General features: G+C 45.0%; 10 protein-coding genes and 1 pseudogene. 1 reads left to right on the forward strand and 10 read right to left on the reverse strand.

Features of this window, described 5'->3' with window-relative positions; all coding sequences use genetic code 11:
* Window positions 1-2: 2 nt before the first annotated feature.
* The 7 genes from A3860_RS35625 to A3860_RS35660 all read right to left on the reverse strand — a co-directional run bounded on the left by A3860_RS35625 (window position 3) and on the right by A3860_RS35660 (window position 12,731).
* Window positions 3-458 (reverse strand): response regulator, encoded by a 456-nt coding sequence (locus A3860_RS35625; protein ID WP_081155369.1) that lies wholly within the window; start codon window positions 456-458, stop codon window positions 3-5.
* A complete protein-coding gene (locus tag A3860_RS35630; protein WP_081155370.1) occupies window positions 455-1,954 on the reverse strand; it encodes a sensor histidine kinase in 1,500 nt (499 codons plus the stop codon). Before A3860_RS35630 ends, A3860_RS35625 begins: the two co-directional genes overlap by 4 nt.
* Window positions 1,938-2,534: a chemotaxis protein CheB gene (locus A3860_RS35635; protein WP_081155371.1), complete on the reverse strand. Its 597-nt coding sequence runs from the start codon at window positions 2,532-2,534 to the stop codon at window positions 1,938-1,940. The genes A3860_RS35630 and A3860_RS35635 overlap by 17 nt, the downstream gene beginning before the upstream one ends.
* Before the next feature lie 14 nt (window positions 2,535-2,548).
* Window positions 2,549-3,361, reverse strand: coding sequence for a CheR family methyltransferase (locus tag A3860_RS35640; RefSeq protein WP_081155372.1), 813 nt, complete (start codon window positions 3,359-3,361; stop codon window positions 2,549-2,551).
* 10 nt (window positions 3,362-3,371) lie between these two features.
* Complete coding sequence (locus tag A3860_RS35645) at window positions 3,372-7,415, reverse strand: response regulator (RefSeq protein WP_081155373.1); 4,044 nt, start codon at window positions 7,413-7,415, stop codon at window positions 3,372-3,374.
* A 553-nt stretch (window positions 7,416-7,968) separates the two neighbouring features.
* Entirely contained in the window at window positions 7,969-8,184 is a 216-nt protein-coding gene (locus tag A3860_RS35650) for a glycoside hydrolase N-terminal domain-containing protein (protein ID WP_081155374.1), read from the reverse strand.
* 422 nt (window positions 8,185-8,606) lie between these two features.
* Window positions 8,607-12,731 carry a hybrid sensor histidine kinase/response regulator transcription factor gene (locus A3860_RS35660; protein ID WP_081155376.1) on the reverse strand — a complete coding sequence of 1,375 codons (4,125 nt, stop codon included), beginning with the start codon at window positions 12,729-12,731 and terminating at the stop codon, window positions 8,607-8,609.
* Window positions 12,732-12,911: 180 nt separating this feature from the next.
* Between A3860_RS35660 and A3860_RS35665 the strand changes: the two genes are divergently transcribed.
* A complete protein-coding gene (locus tag A3860_RS35665) occupies window positions 12,912-13,718 on the forward strand; it encodes a glutaminyl-peptide cyclotransferase (RefSeq protein WP_081155377.1) in 807 nt (268 codons plus the stop codon).
* On the opposite strand, the gene A3860_RS35670 is transcribed toward A3860_RS35665, so the two are convergent.
* The 3 genes and pseudogenes from A3860_RS35670 to A3860_RS35680 all read right to left on the reverse strand — a co-directional run bounded on the left by A3860_RS35670 (window position 13,715) and on the right by A3860_RS35680 (window position 17,596).
* Window positions 13,715-14,371: a SanA/YdcF family protein gene (locus A3860_RS35670; protein WP_081155378.1), complete on the reverse strand. Its 657-nt coding sequence runs from the start codon at window positions 14,369-14,371 to the stop codon at window positions 13,715-13,717. The two genes, A3860_RS35665 and A3860_RS35670, sit on opposite strands and share 4 nt — an antisense overlap.
* Window positions 14,372-14,386: 15 nt before the next feature.
* Window positions 14,387-14,506 (reverse strand): annotated as a pseudogene (locus A3860_RS42410) (DUF3995 domain-containing protein); the annotation flags it as partial.
* A gap of 18 nt (window positions 14,507-14,524) precedes the next feature.
* Window positions 14,525-17,596 (reverse strand): hybrid sensor histidine kinase/response regulator, encoded by a 3,072-nt coding sequence (locus tag A3860_RS35680; protein WP_158085467.1) that lies wholly within the window; start codon window positions 17,594-17,596, stop codon window positions 14,525-14,527.

The raw sequence follows: 17,596 nt of genomic DNA on the forward strand, positions 1-17,596 counted from the left end.
ACTTACATTTGACAGGTTTGATTTAATATTAACCAGTAAAGGCCCATGGTACTAATAGCCTTTACATAACCTTCGAAATCCACAGGTTTTACAATGTAGCTGTTCACCCCCAGCATATAGCTTTCACGGATATCTTTCTCTTCTTTTGAAGAAGTAAGCAATACCACAGGGATCATACAGGTACGGTTATCTGATTTCAGCTTTTTAAGCACCTCCAGGCCGTCGACCTTGGGCATCTTCAGGTCAAGGATAATAAGCCTGGGCTGGTTTGCTGCATTGCGGCCGGTATAGGTTCCGGTACAATTCAAATAATGCAACAGCTCTTCGCCGTCTTTTAAATGAACAAGGCTATTGGCAAGGCCTTGTTTTGAAAGAGCCCGGATGGTTAGCTCTGCTTCATCAGCGTTATCTTCACAAAGAACTATATCGACTTTACCATTGTTTAGATGTTCGCTCATATAGGAGGTTTATTTATTTTGGGTAATGAAAAATAAAAGGCAGCGCCTTCTCCGGGCTTTGCTTCGGCCCACACCTTTCCCCCATGTTTCACAATGATCCGCTGTACAATAGCCAGTCCCACGCCGGTTCCTTCAAATTCTTCATTACTGTGCAATCGTTGAAATACTCCAAATAATTTATGCGCATATTGCATGTCAAACCCGGCCCCGTTATCTTTTACGTAATAGATAATTTCATCTTCTTTTTCTTCAGCGCCTATTTCAATTTCAGGAGCCTCTTTTTTAGCGGAATATTTTATGGCATTGGAGATAAGGTTCATGTAAACCTGCGACAGCAAGGCAGGATCGCCCTGGGTATTGTGCAGGGCTTGCACGGTTATTTTTGTTTTGTGGGGCGTACTGTTTTTCAATTCTGTGATTATTGGTTCAACCAGTTTATTGAACTCAACCGGCACCCGGGTAATTTCCTTGCGGCCCATGCGCGAAAAGGCCAGCAGGTCGTCGATGAGCATCCCCATTTTCTGGGCGTTCTTGCTGATCACATTCAGCATGCGTTTGGCTTCGTCGTTGAATGCATGGGCATGATCTTCCTGTATCATTTGCGCATAGCCGTTTATGCTGCGTAAAGGCGCCCGCAGATCGTGCGACACAGAATAGGAAAATGCCTCCAGTTCTTTATTGGTGAGTTGCAACTGGGCCAAGTTCCTTTCGAGGTTCCTGTTGAGCTCCTTTATTTCAAAATCGGCTTTTTTCTGCCGGGTTATATCGCGGCCAATGGCAAACCACAGGTTTTGCTTATGCACTACGTTCCAGCTGAAAAACCGGGGCTCATTGTTTTTTGTATACATCAGGGCTTCGAATAAGAACTCAGGCTGATAAACGGCGGCCAGTTGTTTCACTCTGGCCTGTCCTTCTTCTGACAAATAATTCAACAACGAAGAACCTTTCATTTCCTGTACCGTATACCCCAACAGGGTATGAACCGCATCATTCACTTCTTCGAACAAAAAACTGCTGCCATGAATGATGCAAATAAGGTCGGCCGAATTATTGATGAGCAGGGCATAATTTTCCAGCGCCTGGTTCTTCTCCATCAGTTCCCGTTGCTGCCGGTGCAACTGCAGCAATACCGATACTTTCGCTTCGGTAATTTCCGGATTAAGTGGTTTATACAGGTAATCGATGGCGCCTTCTTCAAACCCCTTCATTACAAATTTGTGGTCTTTCAATTCGGCGGTCACAAAAATGATGGGCGTTTCGCTGGTGCGTTTGTTCGATTTCAGGATCTGCGCCACTTCAAACCCATCCATGCCGGGCATTTGTACATCGAGCAGAATGAGATCAATTTCCTGGTGCAGGGCAATTTTTAACGCCTCATTGCCATTGGTGACACTGATGAGGTTACGGCCCGGCTGGCGCAGGATCTCTTCCAGCACATAAATGTTGTTGATCTTGTCGTCTACAATCAAAATATGGTCTTCAGCCTGTTTTTCCATCATTTTTGTTTTCAGGGTGAAGTAAAAAATCGCCTATGGCATCAGGATCTAAAATATGCTGCACATAACCGGTATTGATGGCTGCCCGCGGCATCTCAGGATAATCGGCTGTTTCGGGTTGCTGGGCAATGGTGGCGCCCCCCAGCAGACTGATCTTTTTTATGCCACTCGCGCCATCGCTATTGGCGCCGGTTAAAATAATGCCCAGCAATCGCTGTTTAAATACTTCGGCCGCCGTTTCAAACAACACATCGATGGATGGGCGCGCATAATTCACAGGCGCATCAAAACTTAATGAAAAGGTTCCATTGCTTTCTATCAGCAAATGATAATCGGGCGGCGCAAAATATACAATGCCCGGTTGTATCGGTTCTTTTTCATCGGCCTGTTTAATGCGGATGTCGCATTTTTGCTGCAGTACTTCTTCCAACAGTGCCCGTTCATCTTTCGACCGGTGCTGAACGACGATCACCGGTACAGGATAATCAGCCGGCAGCTGTTGCAGAATATGCATTAAAGCATATAATCCACCAGCAGAAGTACCAATTACAATTGCATCGTACGCATTATTTATCTGCATGATCCGTTACCCGCCTATTTAACTTTCATAAATATTTTTTCCTTTTTATCTATTTCTTCAAAAGATCTCTGTTTTTCGGCAAACAACAGGGATTCTTTATTTCCTAACCCCAGAAAGCCGAACGGGCACAAACTTTCATAGAATAAAGTGATCACTTTGCTTTGCAGGCTCTGGTTGAAATAAATAAGCACATTGCGGCAAAGGATCAGCTGAAACTCATTGAACGATTTATCCATAGCCAGGTTATGCACCGAAAAAACAATATTCTGCCGCAACGATTTATCCCAGAGCACCGAATTATATTTCGCTTTATAGTAATCGGAAAATGAATTTTTGCCCCCTGCTTTCAAATAGTTCTCGGTATAATTCTTCATGCTTTGGATAGAACAAATTCCTTCCTTTGCTTTTTGCAACGCATCCTGGTTAATGTCGGTGGCATAGATCACGGTTCTGTCGAGCAGGCCTTCTTCCCTGAACAGGATGGCCAGGGAATACACTTCTTCGCCTGTAGAACATCCTGCTATCCATACTTTAATGAACGGGTATGTGGCCAGCCGGTTCACCACATTCTTTCGCAGGCTTTTGTAAAAGAGCGGATCACGGAACATTTCGGTCACATTCACCGTGATCTCCTGTATAAAGTGTTCAAAGGCCGTTTCATCTTTCAGCACCATTATGCCCAGGTCTTTTAAACTGCCCACCTTATTGCTTTCCATAAATGCCCGTATTCTGCGTACCACAGAAGCTTCTGCATACTCAGTAAAATCGTAACCATATACAAACCTGACAGATTCAAGGAACTGCCGGAACTCTTCATTGACAATCATCGCTTGTATTTTATTTATAGAGCCATACCCGCATCAGCGACAGCAATTGCTCTATATTCACCGGTTTCGAAACATAATCGCTCATGCCTGCTTCCAGGCATTTTTCCCGGTCGCCTTTCATGGCCTTTGCTGTAAGCGCAATAATGGGCAGCTTGCTAAAGCCTTCCATTTTCCGGATGTTCATGGTGGCTTCGAACCCGTCCATTTCAGGCATCATGATATCCATCAATACAATTTCGACATCGGGATGCTGGTTTAACATTTCAAGACACACCTTACCGTTCTCAGCTACAAAACATTTCATCCCCTCTTCTTCCAGTACATTGGTAAGGGAGTAAATGTTACGCATATCATCATCTACGATCAGCACTTTTTTATTCTTCAGCACTTCTTCGGTACGGTGCAGCTTGCGAATGATCTGCTGTTTTTCTTTTGGCAGGTTCGATTCAACCCGGTGCAGGAACAGGGCGGTTTCATCGAGTAGCCGTTCTTTGGAATTGGAGGTCTTTAGCACAACCGTATCGGCCAGTTTCTCCAGTTGCTTTGCCTCGTCCTTGTTCATGTCACGGCCGGTATATACGATGATCGGGATCTTGTTCAGTTCTTCGCTTTCCTTTATTTTTTCCATCAATTCAAAACCTGTCATATCGGGCAACCCCAGATCAATGATGATGCAATCGAATTTTTCATCCTCCAGCATTTTATAAGCTTCCTGACCGGTATACGCCGCAAAGGATTTGATGTCACCGTTACCAATAAGCTCGCGAATGGCTTTATTCTGTTGCGGGTTATCTTCCACCACCAGTAATTTCTTTAGCTTGCGGTTTACAAAATCCTCAATGCGGTCAAAGGCGCCCTTTACTGCATCGTGCGTAAGTGGTTTGCGCAGAAAATCAAACGCGCCCAGTTCCATCCCTTCCTTCCGAAGGTCGTACCCCGACATGATCTGTACGGGTATATGCCGCAATTCAGGGTCGTTCTTCAGTAACCGCAATACTTCAGCGCCATCGAGCACCGGCAGCTTCATATCGAGTATAATGGCATCGGGCCGGTAATACCGCGCCAGGCTTAAGCCGGTGTTACCCTGGTGGGCAATAATACCTTTATATCCCTTTTCACGCGCTATATCGAGTAACAATTTCGCAAACACTACATCGTCTTCAATGATCAGGATGGTTTTATCGTTATCCCGCAAATGATAGCGGTCGTCTTCGGCTTCCTTGTGCGGCACGGGTATATGCGCCGGGATCACCGGCAACTCTTTCCTGATCTCCGGCTTCCGGATTTCCACAGTTTTTTCGCCTTTGGTAACATGAGCTGCATCGAATTGCAACGGCAGGTAAAGGGTAAAGGTGCTGCCCTTTCCTTCTGCACTAACCAGGTGTATTTCACCGCCTAATGCACCGGCCAGCTCCCGGCTGATAGACAATCCCAAACCGGTTCCGCCAAATTTTCGCTTGGTTGAACCGTCGGCCTGCTGGAACGCTTCAAAAATGATACCCTGCTTGCTTTGGGGTATGCCAATACCCGAATCGGCCACTGAGAAAACGGCCACTTCGGAAAGGCCGCGCAGGTTGGCATTCCGCAGCGTAGGATCGGGCGGTTGCACATCCATGATCACCTCTATTTTTCCATCGCGATCGGTAAACTTGAATGCATTGGAAAGCAGGTTGCGCAATATTTGTTCAAGCCGTTGCCTGTCGGTATGTAATGGGGAGCGGAAATGTTCTTCATAACAGGTGATCCTGAAATCGATGTTCTTATTCTTTGCAAATTCAGCAAACAATTGTTTCAGGCTTTTGGTGATCTCACTAACCGGTACTTCCTCAATTTCGATCTCAATTTTGCCCGCCTCCACTTTCGACAGGTCGAGTATTTCATTGATGAGGTTCAACAGGTCGGTACCGGAGTTGTGAATATTCGAAGCAAACTCAATATCTTTCTGGGTAAGCGCGTTGCTTTTATTTTCGGTCAGTAGTTGCGACAAAATTAAAATACTGTTGAGCGGGGTGCGCAGTTCATGCGACATATTGGCCAGGAATTCCGATTTATATTTACTGGTGGTTTCCAGTTCCCGCGCCTTGTTTTCCACATCTATTTTGGCCAGCTCCAGCTTTTCTTTTTGTTCTTCGAGCAGGTTGGCTTTTTCTTCCAGCTCTTCATTGGTTTGCTGCAACTCTTCCTGCTGGGCCCGTAATTCGGCTTGTGATTTCTCCAGCATCTGGGTCTTTTCGCTCAGCTCTTCGTTTGTTTGTTTCAGTTCTTCCTGTTGTGCTTCCAGCTCTTCGGTGAGGCGTTGGGCTTCTTCGAGCAACTCCTGTTGTTTGTTCCTTGCCTGCGACGAATTAAAGGCGATGCCGATGCTTTCTGAAACTATTTTCAGGAACTGGAGGTCCAGGTCGGATATGTCGCGCATGGTGCCTATTTCTATAACCCCTTTCACATAGTTGTCGTACAGGAATGGGTATACCAGGATATTCCTTGGCGTTGCCTGTCCCAGCCCGGAGCTCACCTTCACATAATCTTCAGGTACATTGGCAAAAACAATGGGCTTTTTTTCCAGGGCCGACTGTCCTACCAGCCCTTCTCCCAGCTTTATTATATTTGTATTTCCTTTACGGTGAGAAAAGGCATAACTGCCAGACAGCATGAGTTGATTGTTTTCGACCAGGTAAATAGCGCCTACCTGGGCGTTGAGGTACGCTGTGAGCATGCTGATTATCTGCAGGGCCAGGTCCCCTACAACCTTTTCGCCCCGCAAAATATTATTCAGTTGACTGGCTCCCGTTAACATCCAGGTGCGGACCTCATTATCATTCGACAGTTTTTGCAGGTTCTGTTTCATGTTTTCCAGGGCCTTGCTCAGGAGATCGGCGTCACTGCGAATTCTTATTACGGGCGAATAATCACCCTGGCCAATGGCCTCTGCTATTTGCGCGTATTCCTTTGACACCAGTACCATTTGGTTAAAGGAGGCTACCAGGTTACCAATTTCGTCTTTGGAAGCCACCGGGACAATAAAATCGGTTTCGCCCCTACTAATGCGGTCGGCTGCGTTCCTGATCACCGACAGGGAACTTACAATAGAGCGGATGATCAATAACAACATGAGCAGGATGACCACGATCACGACAGTTACAATTACAATGCCTCTGATCAATGACCCGGAAATGGCAGCCAGTTTTTCTTCAGCCAGCTGCCGGGTTTCGCGGGTTGACAGGTCTTCCTGTTCTTTTAGCCCATTCAGGAAAGAAGAGATATTAACGTGCCAGGTATCCACCGGAATGGTTGCCACTGCGGCCGGGTTATGATATACCGTATCTATCAATGCTTTTGCCATTACAATGGCGGGGTCTTTCATCCGTAAACTGAAAGCGGCTGCCTGTTCAGGGCTTGCATTTTTATAATACCGGTCGAGTTTCAATTCATACTTGCCTTTAAGACTGGCAAACTCGGCGAATTCGTTTTTACGGAATTCTTTATGTAGAATAGCAATGTGCAGGCGCATACGCAGCTGGGACAGAAAACCTATTCCGTTCAGCAGGTAAAAATGTGATTCTGACATGTTCCTGATCTCCGGGTCCTGGGCATTGCGATAGTTCGCATTCACTTCGTCTAACAGGTGGGTGTTTATGGAAGCATATTCCCCGGCCATCGTATCAACGTCTATAGCTACCTGATTAACGGCATTACGGATATCGGCGATATTACCGAGAATACTTAATTTCTTTTCTTTTTTCTGTTCTTTCAGCAGTTGACCGAACAAGGCAATGGCCTTGTCTGTCTGCATCCGCTGGTTAAGCATGTCAAATTTTTCATCCCTGCCGCCACTGCTTACATAACTTATTGAATGACTGCGTTCCTCCTGCAGGCTATAGATAATGTCGCCTATCTTTTCAATTTCCATCACATAGTTATGGACACGGCGAATGTTCTGCTGTTTATCTATTTTATCCATTACATCGATGGCCAGAAAATACAATAAGGCTGCTAAGGGGATGAGGGAGACGAGTAATAGTTTGTTCCTGATTGACAGATTCTGAATAAATTTCATAGCAATATGCGATTAGGCAGCATTACGCCTGTAATTGCTGCGGGGTATAAAAATTGCTACGACAGAACCTTACCTGTTGTATTTATATGCCGGTATTATCCTAAAAATATCAGCATAAGCCAACTATCTAATCAGGAATCTTACAAACCGGGTTTACTAATCAGAATCAAATAAATGTAGCGATATGAGCCCTGTAACCTGTTGGGTTGATTGAAATTACAAAATTTATGTGAACTTAATCAATTAATAATTAGTTGATTTTGGTCAAGAGTAGCAGTAAATGGCCAATGGTGAATGGCCTCAATAAATTTCAGCTTTGCTATTGGTCTCGCACATCCGAAAATATTCACCATTCACCATAAAAAAGGCACCCCGCGTGGTGCGGGATGCCTCTCTATATTCCACAAATCCTAAATCCTACAATTCAAATATCAGTTTAATTGTTTCGCCTTTTTTCATAATAACGAGCAAGTTATCATCGCTCGTATATAAAGTTTTATTATTTTGATTTATTTGCACCTTTTTGGCCGCCACCGGCTTTTTTATAACAAATTTATTGGCGGTTGTAGCGGTGATGGTGGCTTCCTGTACCTGATTTGCCTTCCGAATGCCGGTGTGTCATGGCGCCAAGGCGGCCGTTCCCCAATGGAAGCGCTGCCTCCCATTGAGTGGCTGGTGAATTATACCAAAGTTGTAATGGATGTTGTTGAGCCAGTGAGGTAGCGGCGGGCAGGAACCATAAAAGCAATAATGGCAAAGCTCTGTACATGAAAAAAAATTTGGCACGGAAGGTAAGGAATGTAATGTCTGGAAACAAAACCGCCCCCGTATGTACCAGACGGTTGCAACCAGGCGGTTTGTTTTCAGAACAATGTGACCCTTAGTTTTTGAACCTCCAAAATGGACTTACCCGTATACTTAGTTTTGGGAGATGGTTAATTCCTTTTATTCAAATGGCGAAGCCAACTCCTTGTTTATTTTCTCATTTTATACCCGGTGCTATTCCGGGAAATACGACAATTACGTTTGTTGTTTTTACGAATATTCCCGAATACATCCGGAACAATCCGTTTTTGTTAGCGGCGTGAAATTAATAGGAGAAATCAATATCTATGGTACCGGATTGTCTAATTGAGGGTATCAAAATGTTAAGGGCAGGTCATATAATGTATAATTAAAAGGGGGGATTTGTCAATTACCCCCCTTTTTGGCGTTTGCCTGCCAGGCAGATGGTAATTTTCCGTATTCGGCTTTGAAGTATTTGGAGAAGTATTTGGGGTTATTGAACCCGGTTGCGTACGCAACTTCTGCAACCGACATCCTTGATTTTTCGAGTAACTGCGCAGCACGTTGCAGTCGAACCTGTCGTATAAATTCTATGGGTGTTTTACCGGTAAGTACAAACAAGCGTTTGTAAACAGCAGCCCGGCTTAATAAAAGAGCGCGGCTTAATTCTTCTACCGAAAATTCGGCATTGGAAATATTCTTTTCAACGATGGCCAATGCATCCTGTACAAATTTTTCATCGGGCGAAGCTATTTGAACATCGGTTGTTTTCACCGCCACCTGCCGGGTAAAGGTTTGCTTAAAGGATTGCTGCTGGCGCAACAGGTTCCTTATTTTGCTGACCAGTATATCAAAATTGAAGGGTTTGGTCATATAATCGGCGGCCCCGGTTTCAATACCATGTAACTGCTGCTCTTCACTGGTAAGTGCTGTTAATAAAACCACCGGAATGTGGCGGGTGCGCTGGTCCTGTTTTATTTTCTTACACAACTCAATGCCGTTCATTACCGGCATATTGATATCGCTTACGATAATATCAGGGTGTGCCGACAATGTTTTCTGCCAGCCTTCCCTGCCATTCACCGCTTCAACTATATTGAAGCATTCGCGCAGGTTCTCTTTCAGATAGAATAAAAAATCTTCATTGTCTTCAACCAGCAAAACCGTGTACTCTTTTTTTCCGGCAGGCTTTACGGCATCTGCGCATATTTCATTTGCTGTGCTCCCTTCTTCTTCCGCTATCACAGGCGGTACCAGGGTTGTTGCGATCTCTTTTACCGGCAGCAACACCGTAAAGGTGGATCCTTTTAATTCATCACTTTCTACAATGATGGTTCCGCCAAGCAGGTTTACAAATTCCCTGGTGATGGCCAGCCCTATACCACTCCCCTGGTTTACCAGGGTGCCCGGCACATCGTGTTGAAAGAAACGTTCGAATATTTTTTCATGCTGACTGGCCGGAATACCAATGCCGGTATCTTTTATTTTTATTTCAAGCAAGGTTTCTTCCTCGTTGCGGGTTGCATTTACTGTTACGCTAACCGAACCATTTGCCGGGGTGAACTTAAAAGCATTGGACAGCAGGTTGAAGATGATGCGTTCCAGTTTGTCGTGATCGAAAGGGGTTGACAAACTTTTCAACGCTGCAGTATAAGAAAACCGGATCTGTTTTTTTTCTGCTATATCGGTGAAAGAGCCGGCAGTTTCTTCAATGAACTGTATAACGTCGCCCTCGGTGGCATGCAGCTTTAACTCATGCACTTCCATCTTACGGAAATCGAGCAGTTGGTTAACCAGGTTCATCAGGCGCCGGGCGTTGCGATGGATCAACTGGTATTGCGACCGTTGCGCCGGTTCTTCCGTTGTTCTTATCATTCTTTCCAATGGGGTCAATATCAGCGACAGCGGGGTGCGGAACTCATGGCTTACATTGGTAAAGAAACGGATCTTCATCATATCCAGCTCGCGTATTCGACTGGCTTCCCTTCTTTCCTGTTCCAGTGCAAACCGCATTTTTGCCCGCTGTATAACCATGCGGCGCGCAAAGTATAAAATGGCCAGTGCAATCAAAACGTATATCACATACGCCAACGGTGTTAACCAGAATGGCGGCAATACAATTATGTCAACAGCAATGCCCTTGTCATTCCATTCACCCCGGTCGTTTGACGCTTTTACAAAGAAGGTATACCGGCCCGGATCAAGATTGGTGTAGGTAACTTTTCGCGAACTGCCATCGGTATACAACCAGTTCTTATTAAATCCCTGCAGGCGATAGGCGTATTTATTTTTCTGGGTATTGATAAAACCCAATGCGGCAAATTCTATGGAGAAAATATCTTCATCGTAACGCAAGGTTATCTTATCTGTTTCGGTAATCGATCGTTGCAGAATAACCTGATCATTGACCTTATCGCCGGCTTCAATATTCTTGTTAAACACCTGTAAACCGGTTAGTACAACTTGTGCCATAATGGTATTCACCTTCAGGTTGGCCGGGTTGAACAGGTTAAAACCATTGGCGCCGCCAAACAGCAGTTCACCCTGCCGCGTTTTCAGTGCGGCATTTTCGTTGAATTCTTTACCCTGCAAACCATCGGGCCGGTCGTAATTGACGCAATTGATGCTGATGCCGGCGGCAAAGGTTCCGGAATACCTGATGCGGCTGATGCCATTGGGCGTACTGATCCACAGTTCATGCGCATTATCTTCAATAATATTCAGAATGGCATTATCGGGCAACCCATCTTCCTTTCTGAAAACCTGGAATTTATTGGTTTGTGGATTGTATACATTCAAGCCATCGCGGGTGCCTACCCAGGTAAATCCCCGGCTGTCATTATAGATGCTGATGATATTCTCATTACTGAGTTTTGTATCGCGGCTGAGCAATTGCGTAAAGACGCCGGTGTTCTTGTTGCGCACATCGATGCCATAAGAAGTACCCACCCATAAATTGCCCTGTTTGTCTTCTGTTATGGTAGATATATACCCAATATGCACCGAGTTAGGCGCCATGGGTTTAAAATGAATGAACCGGTTGTTGGCCCGGTCATATTTTTCGAGACCCGATTCAAGGGTACCGATCCAGAGATCGTTGTTGTGGTCTTCATAAATTTCCCAAACGCGGTCGTCACTCAGGCTGGTGCTGTCTTTCACCGTATGACGATGATGGGTAAATGTGCGGCCATCATAACTATCGAGACCGCCGAAATAAGTGCCGATCCATAATGTGTTATTGTGATCGATGAACAAACTTACAATGACGTCGTTGGTGAGGCTGTTATCGCTGACCGGGTTGTGTTTGAATTGCTTAAATGTTTTATTGATGCGGTCAAAATAGATCAGTCCGCCCCCATTGGTGCCGATCCAGATATTGCCATGTGCATCTTCCACAAACCTGTTTACATCATTGTAGGGCAAACTGGCCTTATCGGTTGGTTCGTGGCGGTACAGGGGAAACCGGATGATGCCTTCATGATAATAATTGATGCCCTGCTTAAAGGTTCCCACCCAAATAATGCCCTTGTCGTCCTTATACAATCCCGTAAGACTGTTTTGCGCCAGGCTGTTGTTATCGCCCGGTTCGTTCAACAGCACCTGCACCTTCAGCGTGTTTTTATCGAGGATATTGAGCCCGCCATGATCGGTAGCGATCCACAGCAATCCTTTTTTATCCTGCACCATGCTCACAATGATATTGCTGCTGAGAATGTGCATTCCTTCACTATTGGCGAACTGCTGCAATGTTTGCTGCCGGGGATCCAGGCGGTAAACACCATTGATGATACCGTTGCCATACACCCACAGCTCGTTTTGCGCATCGATGAACAGGTGGTAGTAAAATTTGTTGACGCCCTGTTTTTGTTGCAGCATGGGGGTGCGGGCAATCGATTTTTTTGTGGTGGCATTGAGCTGTTCCAACAACCCATTGCAATAAACCACCCAGATGTTATTACTGGCGTCTGTTTTAACATCGGCAATGACATTCATTTCGCGGTTATCGAATTGCATTACCGGCAACACTGCTTTGTTCTCCTCAAAATAATAAATGCCCAGATCGCGGTAAACAAATAAAAACCCTTTGCCGCAGGGAACAATATCGTTGAGCCCATAGCCGGGCAGGCCCAGTTTCTGCAAATACCTGTCGACCCGCTGGTCGAACTTTTCAATGGATGGATCATAGGCATTGAAACCGGTGCGGGTTTCGATCCATAATTTATTATAAGGACCACTTACGATTTTCGAAATATAATCATCACTGATAGTGGTGCTATCTTTAATATCATGGCGGTAGGTTTTAAAGGTGTAACCATCGAAACGATTCAATCCGCTCATGGTGCCAAACCACATAAAACCTTTTTTGCTTTTAAAAATGCAATTGATCTGGTTATTGGAAAGTCCCTGGTTAAAGTCGAGATGGGCGAAATGGTAAGTGGTTGGCTGCTGCCCTAACAGCAGGCCGCAGAATACGATACAAACAGGCAGCGCAATCAGTTTCCTGAAAAAAGGTTTTAAATAGGGCAGCATAGAAAGGGCAATGATAATAAAAGTAGCCCGGCATTAAAAACTTTTCATGAGGTAATGTTATCAACAAGGGTAATTGGCCGGCAGCAGGGCATTCATCTTGTGCAAAATCGTTTCCAGGTTTAACAAATTGGGTTTTTACAATTGTGGGGATATTGCTATTATTGGCCCCAAAATACTGCCATGAAGAAAACCTTGTTCTTATTAATGGTAATTTTCACCTTTCTAGCCTGTAATTCGGGGGAGGAAGCGGAAGAGACCGCCGAACCGGCCCGAACTGTTACTCCGGCCATCAAATACAAGGAAAAAGATTACTTTCTGCACGACACTTCCCTGTTTACTGAAGGATTGGTAGTGCATGACGGGCAATTATACGAAAGCACCGGCTCGCCCTACGCGCAACGCAAATCGCTGATCGGCATAAACGACCTGAAAACAGGCAATTTTATTCAAAAAGTAGCGCTAAGCGATAAAAACCTGTTCGGGGAAGGCATAGTCTTTTTAAAAGACAAGCTGTACCAGCTTACTTATAAGAATCACGTGGGGTTTATTTACGATGCCAGCACCTTTAAGCAAACCGGTCAGTTTGCTATTCCCAAGGAAGGTTGGGGTTTAACCACGGATGGCGCCCAGGTTATTATGAGTGACGGAACCGACACGTTGAGCTTTCTGCGACCCGGTGACCTGAAGTTGGTAAAAAAATTAGCGATAACAGAGAACGGCCACCGGCGCGACAGCCTGAATGAGCTGGAATATATTAAAGGGTATATCTATGCGAATATCTGGGTAACGAACTACATCGTCAGGATCGATCCGGCCAATGGAAAAGTGGTTGGTAAATTAGACCTGAGTCCGCTCGCGTTCAAAGCCTCGTTAACAAGAGATGGCGGCGATGTACTGAATGGTATTGCCTATGATGCGGCAACAGATTTGGTATATGTAACCGGCAAATTATGGCCGCATGTGCATCAAATTCAAATTACACCTTAGTAATTTAACTCGGCTGGAATATTTACTTTATCGCCGAGGAATTTTGGTTTTGTGCCGAACCAATAGTCGACAAAGACCTTTACGCGGGCCAGTTTTTCGCGCAGCTGCACACGGAAGCCATAGCTGGCACTTACATCAGTTGCGTTGAAAGCAACGGCGCTAATGCCTTCTTTTTTGGCCATATACAGTGCACGTTCGTTATGGAATTGCTGGGAAATGATGGTCACCGAATCCTGGCTGAAGATCTCTTTTAATCGTACAATGGAATCAAAAGTCCTGAAGCCGGCGTAATCGAGAAAAATAACCGAAGAATCAATGCCGGCGGCCATGAGGTCGGCACGCATGTCTTCCGGTTCGCTGTATTCCTTGCGGCTGTTATCGCCACTGATGATGAGGTATTTAATTTTTCCTTCCTTTAACAGCCGGGTAGCTGCTTCAATGCGGTAATCGTAATACAGGTTGGCATAGCCCGAGTTAAGCCGTTTGGAAGTGCCCAGCAACAGGCCCACTTTGTTATAAGGGATGGTTTTAACATCGGTATAGAGCTTATCCTTTGCCGTGCTGCGGATAATATAGTTGCAAAGAAAAACGGTTATTAAACAAACAGGGATCAGGGCCAGCAGGCTATAGAGGACAATACGTTTCTTACGCATACGAGGTTTCGGGCATTATTTATAAAGCGCCAGAATAAGCGTCAAAATACCAATTACCGCGCACAAAGGCGAATAAAACCGGGTATCATTTTTTGCAAATCTTGTTTTTGTGATTTTTTTAAAGAATCCCACGTATTTGAGATCGCCGGTATATCACACTTTAAACTCCGGCACGGGGCAATATTTTTTTATTACCTGATGTATTTCTTCCAGCCTGAAGGGCTTTGAAATATAATCGTTCATGCCCGAGGCCAGGCACCGTTCCTTATCTTCCTGCATGGCATCTGCCGTTAAAGCCACGATGGGCACCTTTCTGTGATGGGCAGGCAACTTACGGATGAGCTCGGTGGCCATAAAACCATCCATCACCGGCATATTCACATCCATAAATATCAGGGAAGGATCGTGTTCCAATAACTGGTCAACAGCTTCACTGCCATTATCGGCAGTAACCACTTCTATCCCCATTTTCCGCAACACTTCTGTGATCAGCAACAGGTTCACCGGTTCATCCTCCACTACAAGCACCTTTGTAACGCCTTCAAATTGCTCAATAGCGGGTATTGTTTCTTTGTATTCGTTTTTAATGGCCTTATTAAAGATGCCAGATAAAATATTGTTCAGCTCGTGCAGTTTAACCGGTTTGGAAAGGAACTTATTGATACCGATATTTTCTGCTTCATGCTGGAACAGGTTTTTTTCGAGCGACGACAGCATCAGGATAAAAGGTTCGGTTCGGCCTTGCAGCAATTTCTTTATTTCCTTTGCCAGGGTAATGCCATCCATTACCGGCATCTGGTGGTCGGTTATTATGAGGTCGAACGGGGCATTATTTTGTATTGAGCGGGTGATCAATAGCAACGCTTCCGGCCCACTGGTGCATATTTTACAGGGAATATGCAGGTATTCGAAGATGCCCCGCATGAGCTTACAGTTAGTTTCATTGTCATCGATCACCAGCACTTCGCGCAGCAAAGGTTTTGACTCAAACGTGACCGGCGGCGCTACATTCACGACCTGCAGGGAAAGGTTGAACGAAAATGAGCTGCCCCTGCCCGGTTCGCTTTCCACCATCAATCGCCCACCCATTAATTCAACCAGGCTTTTTGAAATGGTAAGTCCCAACCCGGTTCCCCCGTATTTGCGGGTAGTTGAATTATCAACCTGCGTAAAGCTTTCAAAGATATCATTGAGCTTGTTTTGAGGAATACCGATACCTGTATCTTTTACCTGGATGTTGACATCAATAAAACCGGCCTCATTTTTTTCATATCGTACCCCCGACTCTATTTTCACAAACACTTCGCCATTTGCGGTAAATTTTACCGCATTGCCCATTAAATTGGTCAATACCTGTTTTATGCGAATGGGGTCGCCGATCAATTGCGAAGGCAATGCCGGGTCAATTGCGCAAACCAGCTCAAGGCCTTTTTCTTCGGCTTTTATAGAGATGAGGTCTACAGTATCTTCCACGAGTTCAGCAAGATTAAATGGCACTTCATCGATCAACAATTTTCCGGCTTCTATTTTGGAGAAATCAAGGATATCGTTGATGATGTTCAGCAGGCTGTAGGCCGATTTGCTTACGTTTTTCAGGTAATCGCGTTGAGCTTTTTGTAATTCGGTAGTGAGCACCAGATCGGTAAAGCCAATGATGCCGTTCATGGGGGTACGCAATTCATGGCTCATATTGGCCATAAATTCACTTTTGGCCTTGCTGGCAGCTTCGGCATTGTCTTTGGCCACAATCAGTTGCTGTTCCATTTGAAGGCGTTCAATGGCAGCACTCAGGGTTACAGCAAAAGATTTAAGAATGGAGAATTCGGTTTCCGTCCACACCCGTTCATAGCTGTTGCTTAAGGCAACAAAACCCCAGAAATGGCCCATGATAAATATGGGGAAGGCCGCAACCGATTTGATATTCCTTTTCTCGAATACAAACCGCAATGAATCATCTTCCACCTCACTGGTAAGCCGGGCAAACACTTCATCGCTACTGAGTGCCTTAATAGCATTGGGCATCACCTTTGTGTTGTAATAAACGGGCGATTTAAAATCTACCTCATCGGTTGCCTGCAACCAGCGCATATAGGAGTCGGCATACAACTGGCCATCATAGTCTTCATACCGCATGGTATAAATATTGATGCCATCGGCATTAATGCCCCGGCCCAATGAACGCATGGTATTTCCAATGGCCCTGTCCAGATCATTATTACTGATAAGCTCATGGGTTGCCTCGGCCACAGCCTGCAGCAACTGATCTTTTGTATGCAGGTGACCGGTGGCATCCTGTAATTCCCTGTCGCTTTTTTTAAGGTTATTGCGCATGGCAATAAGCGCTTTACCAAGGGTATCTTCCTTGCTTAGGGGATGGAATGGCATTTCGAAATTTCGTTTGCCTATTTCATGGGCAAACATGCTGGTGACCTGCAATTTTCTTGATAAATTGTTCACCGCCACCACCATCTCCCCTATTTCGTCGCGGGTAGTATGGTGTTCGAGCATGCTGGTAACTCCCCGGCCCAGGTCATTTATCATATGCCTGATGCGGGTAATGGGTTCAATGATCTTTTTGGAAAAATAAACCGATAACAAAAAGCCGATTATCAAAAATGCTACAGATAACACAATAATGAATACCCTAAGTTTGAACTGTCGTTGTCCCAGCCTGTTCCTTTCGGCTGCCATGAATTGATTGCCCAGCTTAAGTATATTATCGAGGGAAGAAACTATAGCAGCAGTTTGTGGAAGCACTTCATCTTCCACCTTCCGTTCTGCTTCCAGCTTTGTTACGGGATCATCATAATCTTCAAACTTTTGCAGCGAGTGCATGATCTCTTTTTCCACAGCAAGCAATTGCTCAAAATGGGTATATACCTGCTGCAGGCTGTCGGTAATACTTTTTTGAGCCCAGTCATCAGTATATGCGGTAAGCTTATCCTTTAAAGCATAATATTCCTTTTCGTGTATCTTTTTCAATTGTTCTTTATCTTCCTGGTTCCCCCGCAGGAACACCCAGTTGGTCGTGTACATTTTTGATTCAAGCAGCATGGTATTCAATTCATCGATCGCCTGCATGGAAGGCAAAACCACATTGGAGGTCCTTTCGGTAATTCTATGGTTCTTCAACAGGGTAAAAATGGTAATAGCTGCATTTATTAAAAACACGCTTCCTAAAAGGGAGAAGCTGAAAGCTATTCTTTTTTTGATACTGAATTTCAT

Source organism: Niastella vici, assembly GCF_002077945.1.
Taxonomy (GTDB): Bacteria; Bacteroidota; Bacteroidia; order Chitinophagales; family Chitinophagaceae; genus Niastella; species Niastella vici.

Excerpts from the sequence above, each read along its gene's own strand:
- A3860_RS35670 (WP_081155378.1), bottom strand. The coding sequence starts at position 14,371 with ATGCGTAAGAAACGTATTGTCCTCTATAGCCTGCTGGCCCTGATCCCT.
- A3860_RS35630 (WP_081155370.1), bottom strand. The coding sequence starts at position 1,954 with ATGGAAAAACAGGCTGAAGACCATATTTTGATTGTAGACGACAAGATC.
- A3860_RS35660 (WP_081155376.1), bottom strand. The coding sequence starts at position 12,731 with ATGCTGCCCTATTTAAAACCTTTTTTCAGGAAACTGATTGCGCTGCCT.
- A3860_RS35645 (WP_081155373.1), bottom strand. The coding sequence starts at position 7,415 with ATGAAATTTATTCAGAATCTGTCAATCAGGAACAAACTATTACTCGTC.
- A3860_RS35665 (WP_081155377.1), top strand. The coding sequence starts at position 12,912 with ATGAAGAAAACCTTGTTCTTATTAATGGTAATTTTCACCTTTCTAGCC.
- A3860_RS35635 (WP_081155371.1), bottom strand. The coding sequence starts at position 2,534 with ATGCAGATAAATAATGCGTACGATGCAATTGTAATTGGTACTTCTGCT.
- A3860_RS35625 (WP_081155369.1), bottom strand. The coding sequence starts at position 458 with ATGAGCGAACATCTAAACAATGGTAAAGTCGATATAGTTCTTTGTGAA.
- A3860_RS35640 (WP_081155372.1), bottom strand. The coding sequence starts at position 3,361 with ATGATTGTCAATGAAGAGTTCCGGCAGTTCCTTGAATCTGTCAGGTTT.
- A3860_RS35680 (WP_158085467.1), bottom strand. The coding sequence starts at position 17,596 with ATGAAATTCAGTATCAAAAAAAGAATAGCTTTCAGCTTCTCCCTTTTA.
- A3860_RS35650 (WP_081155374.1), bottom strand. The coding sequence starts at position 8,184 with ATGTACAGAGCTTTGCCATTATTGCTTTTATGGTTCCTGCCCGCCGCT.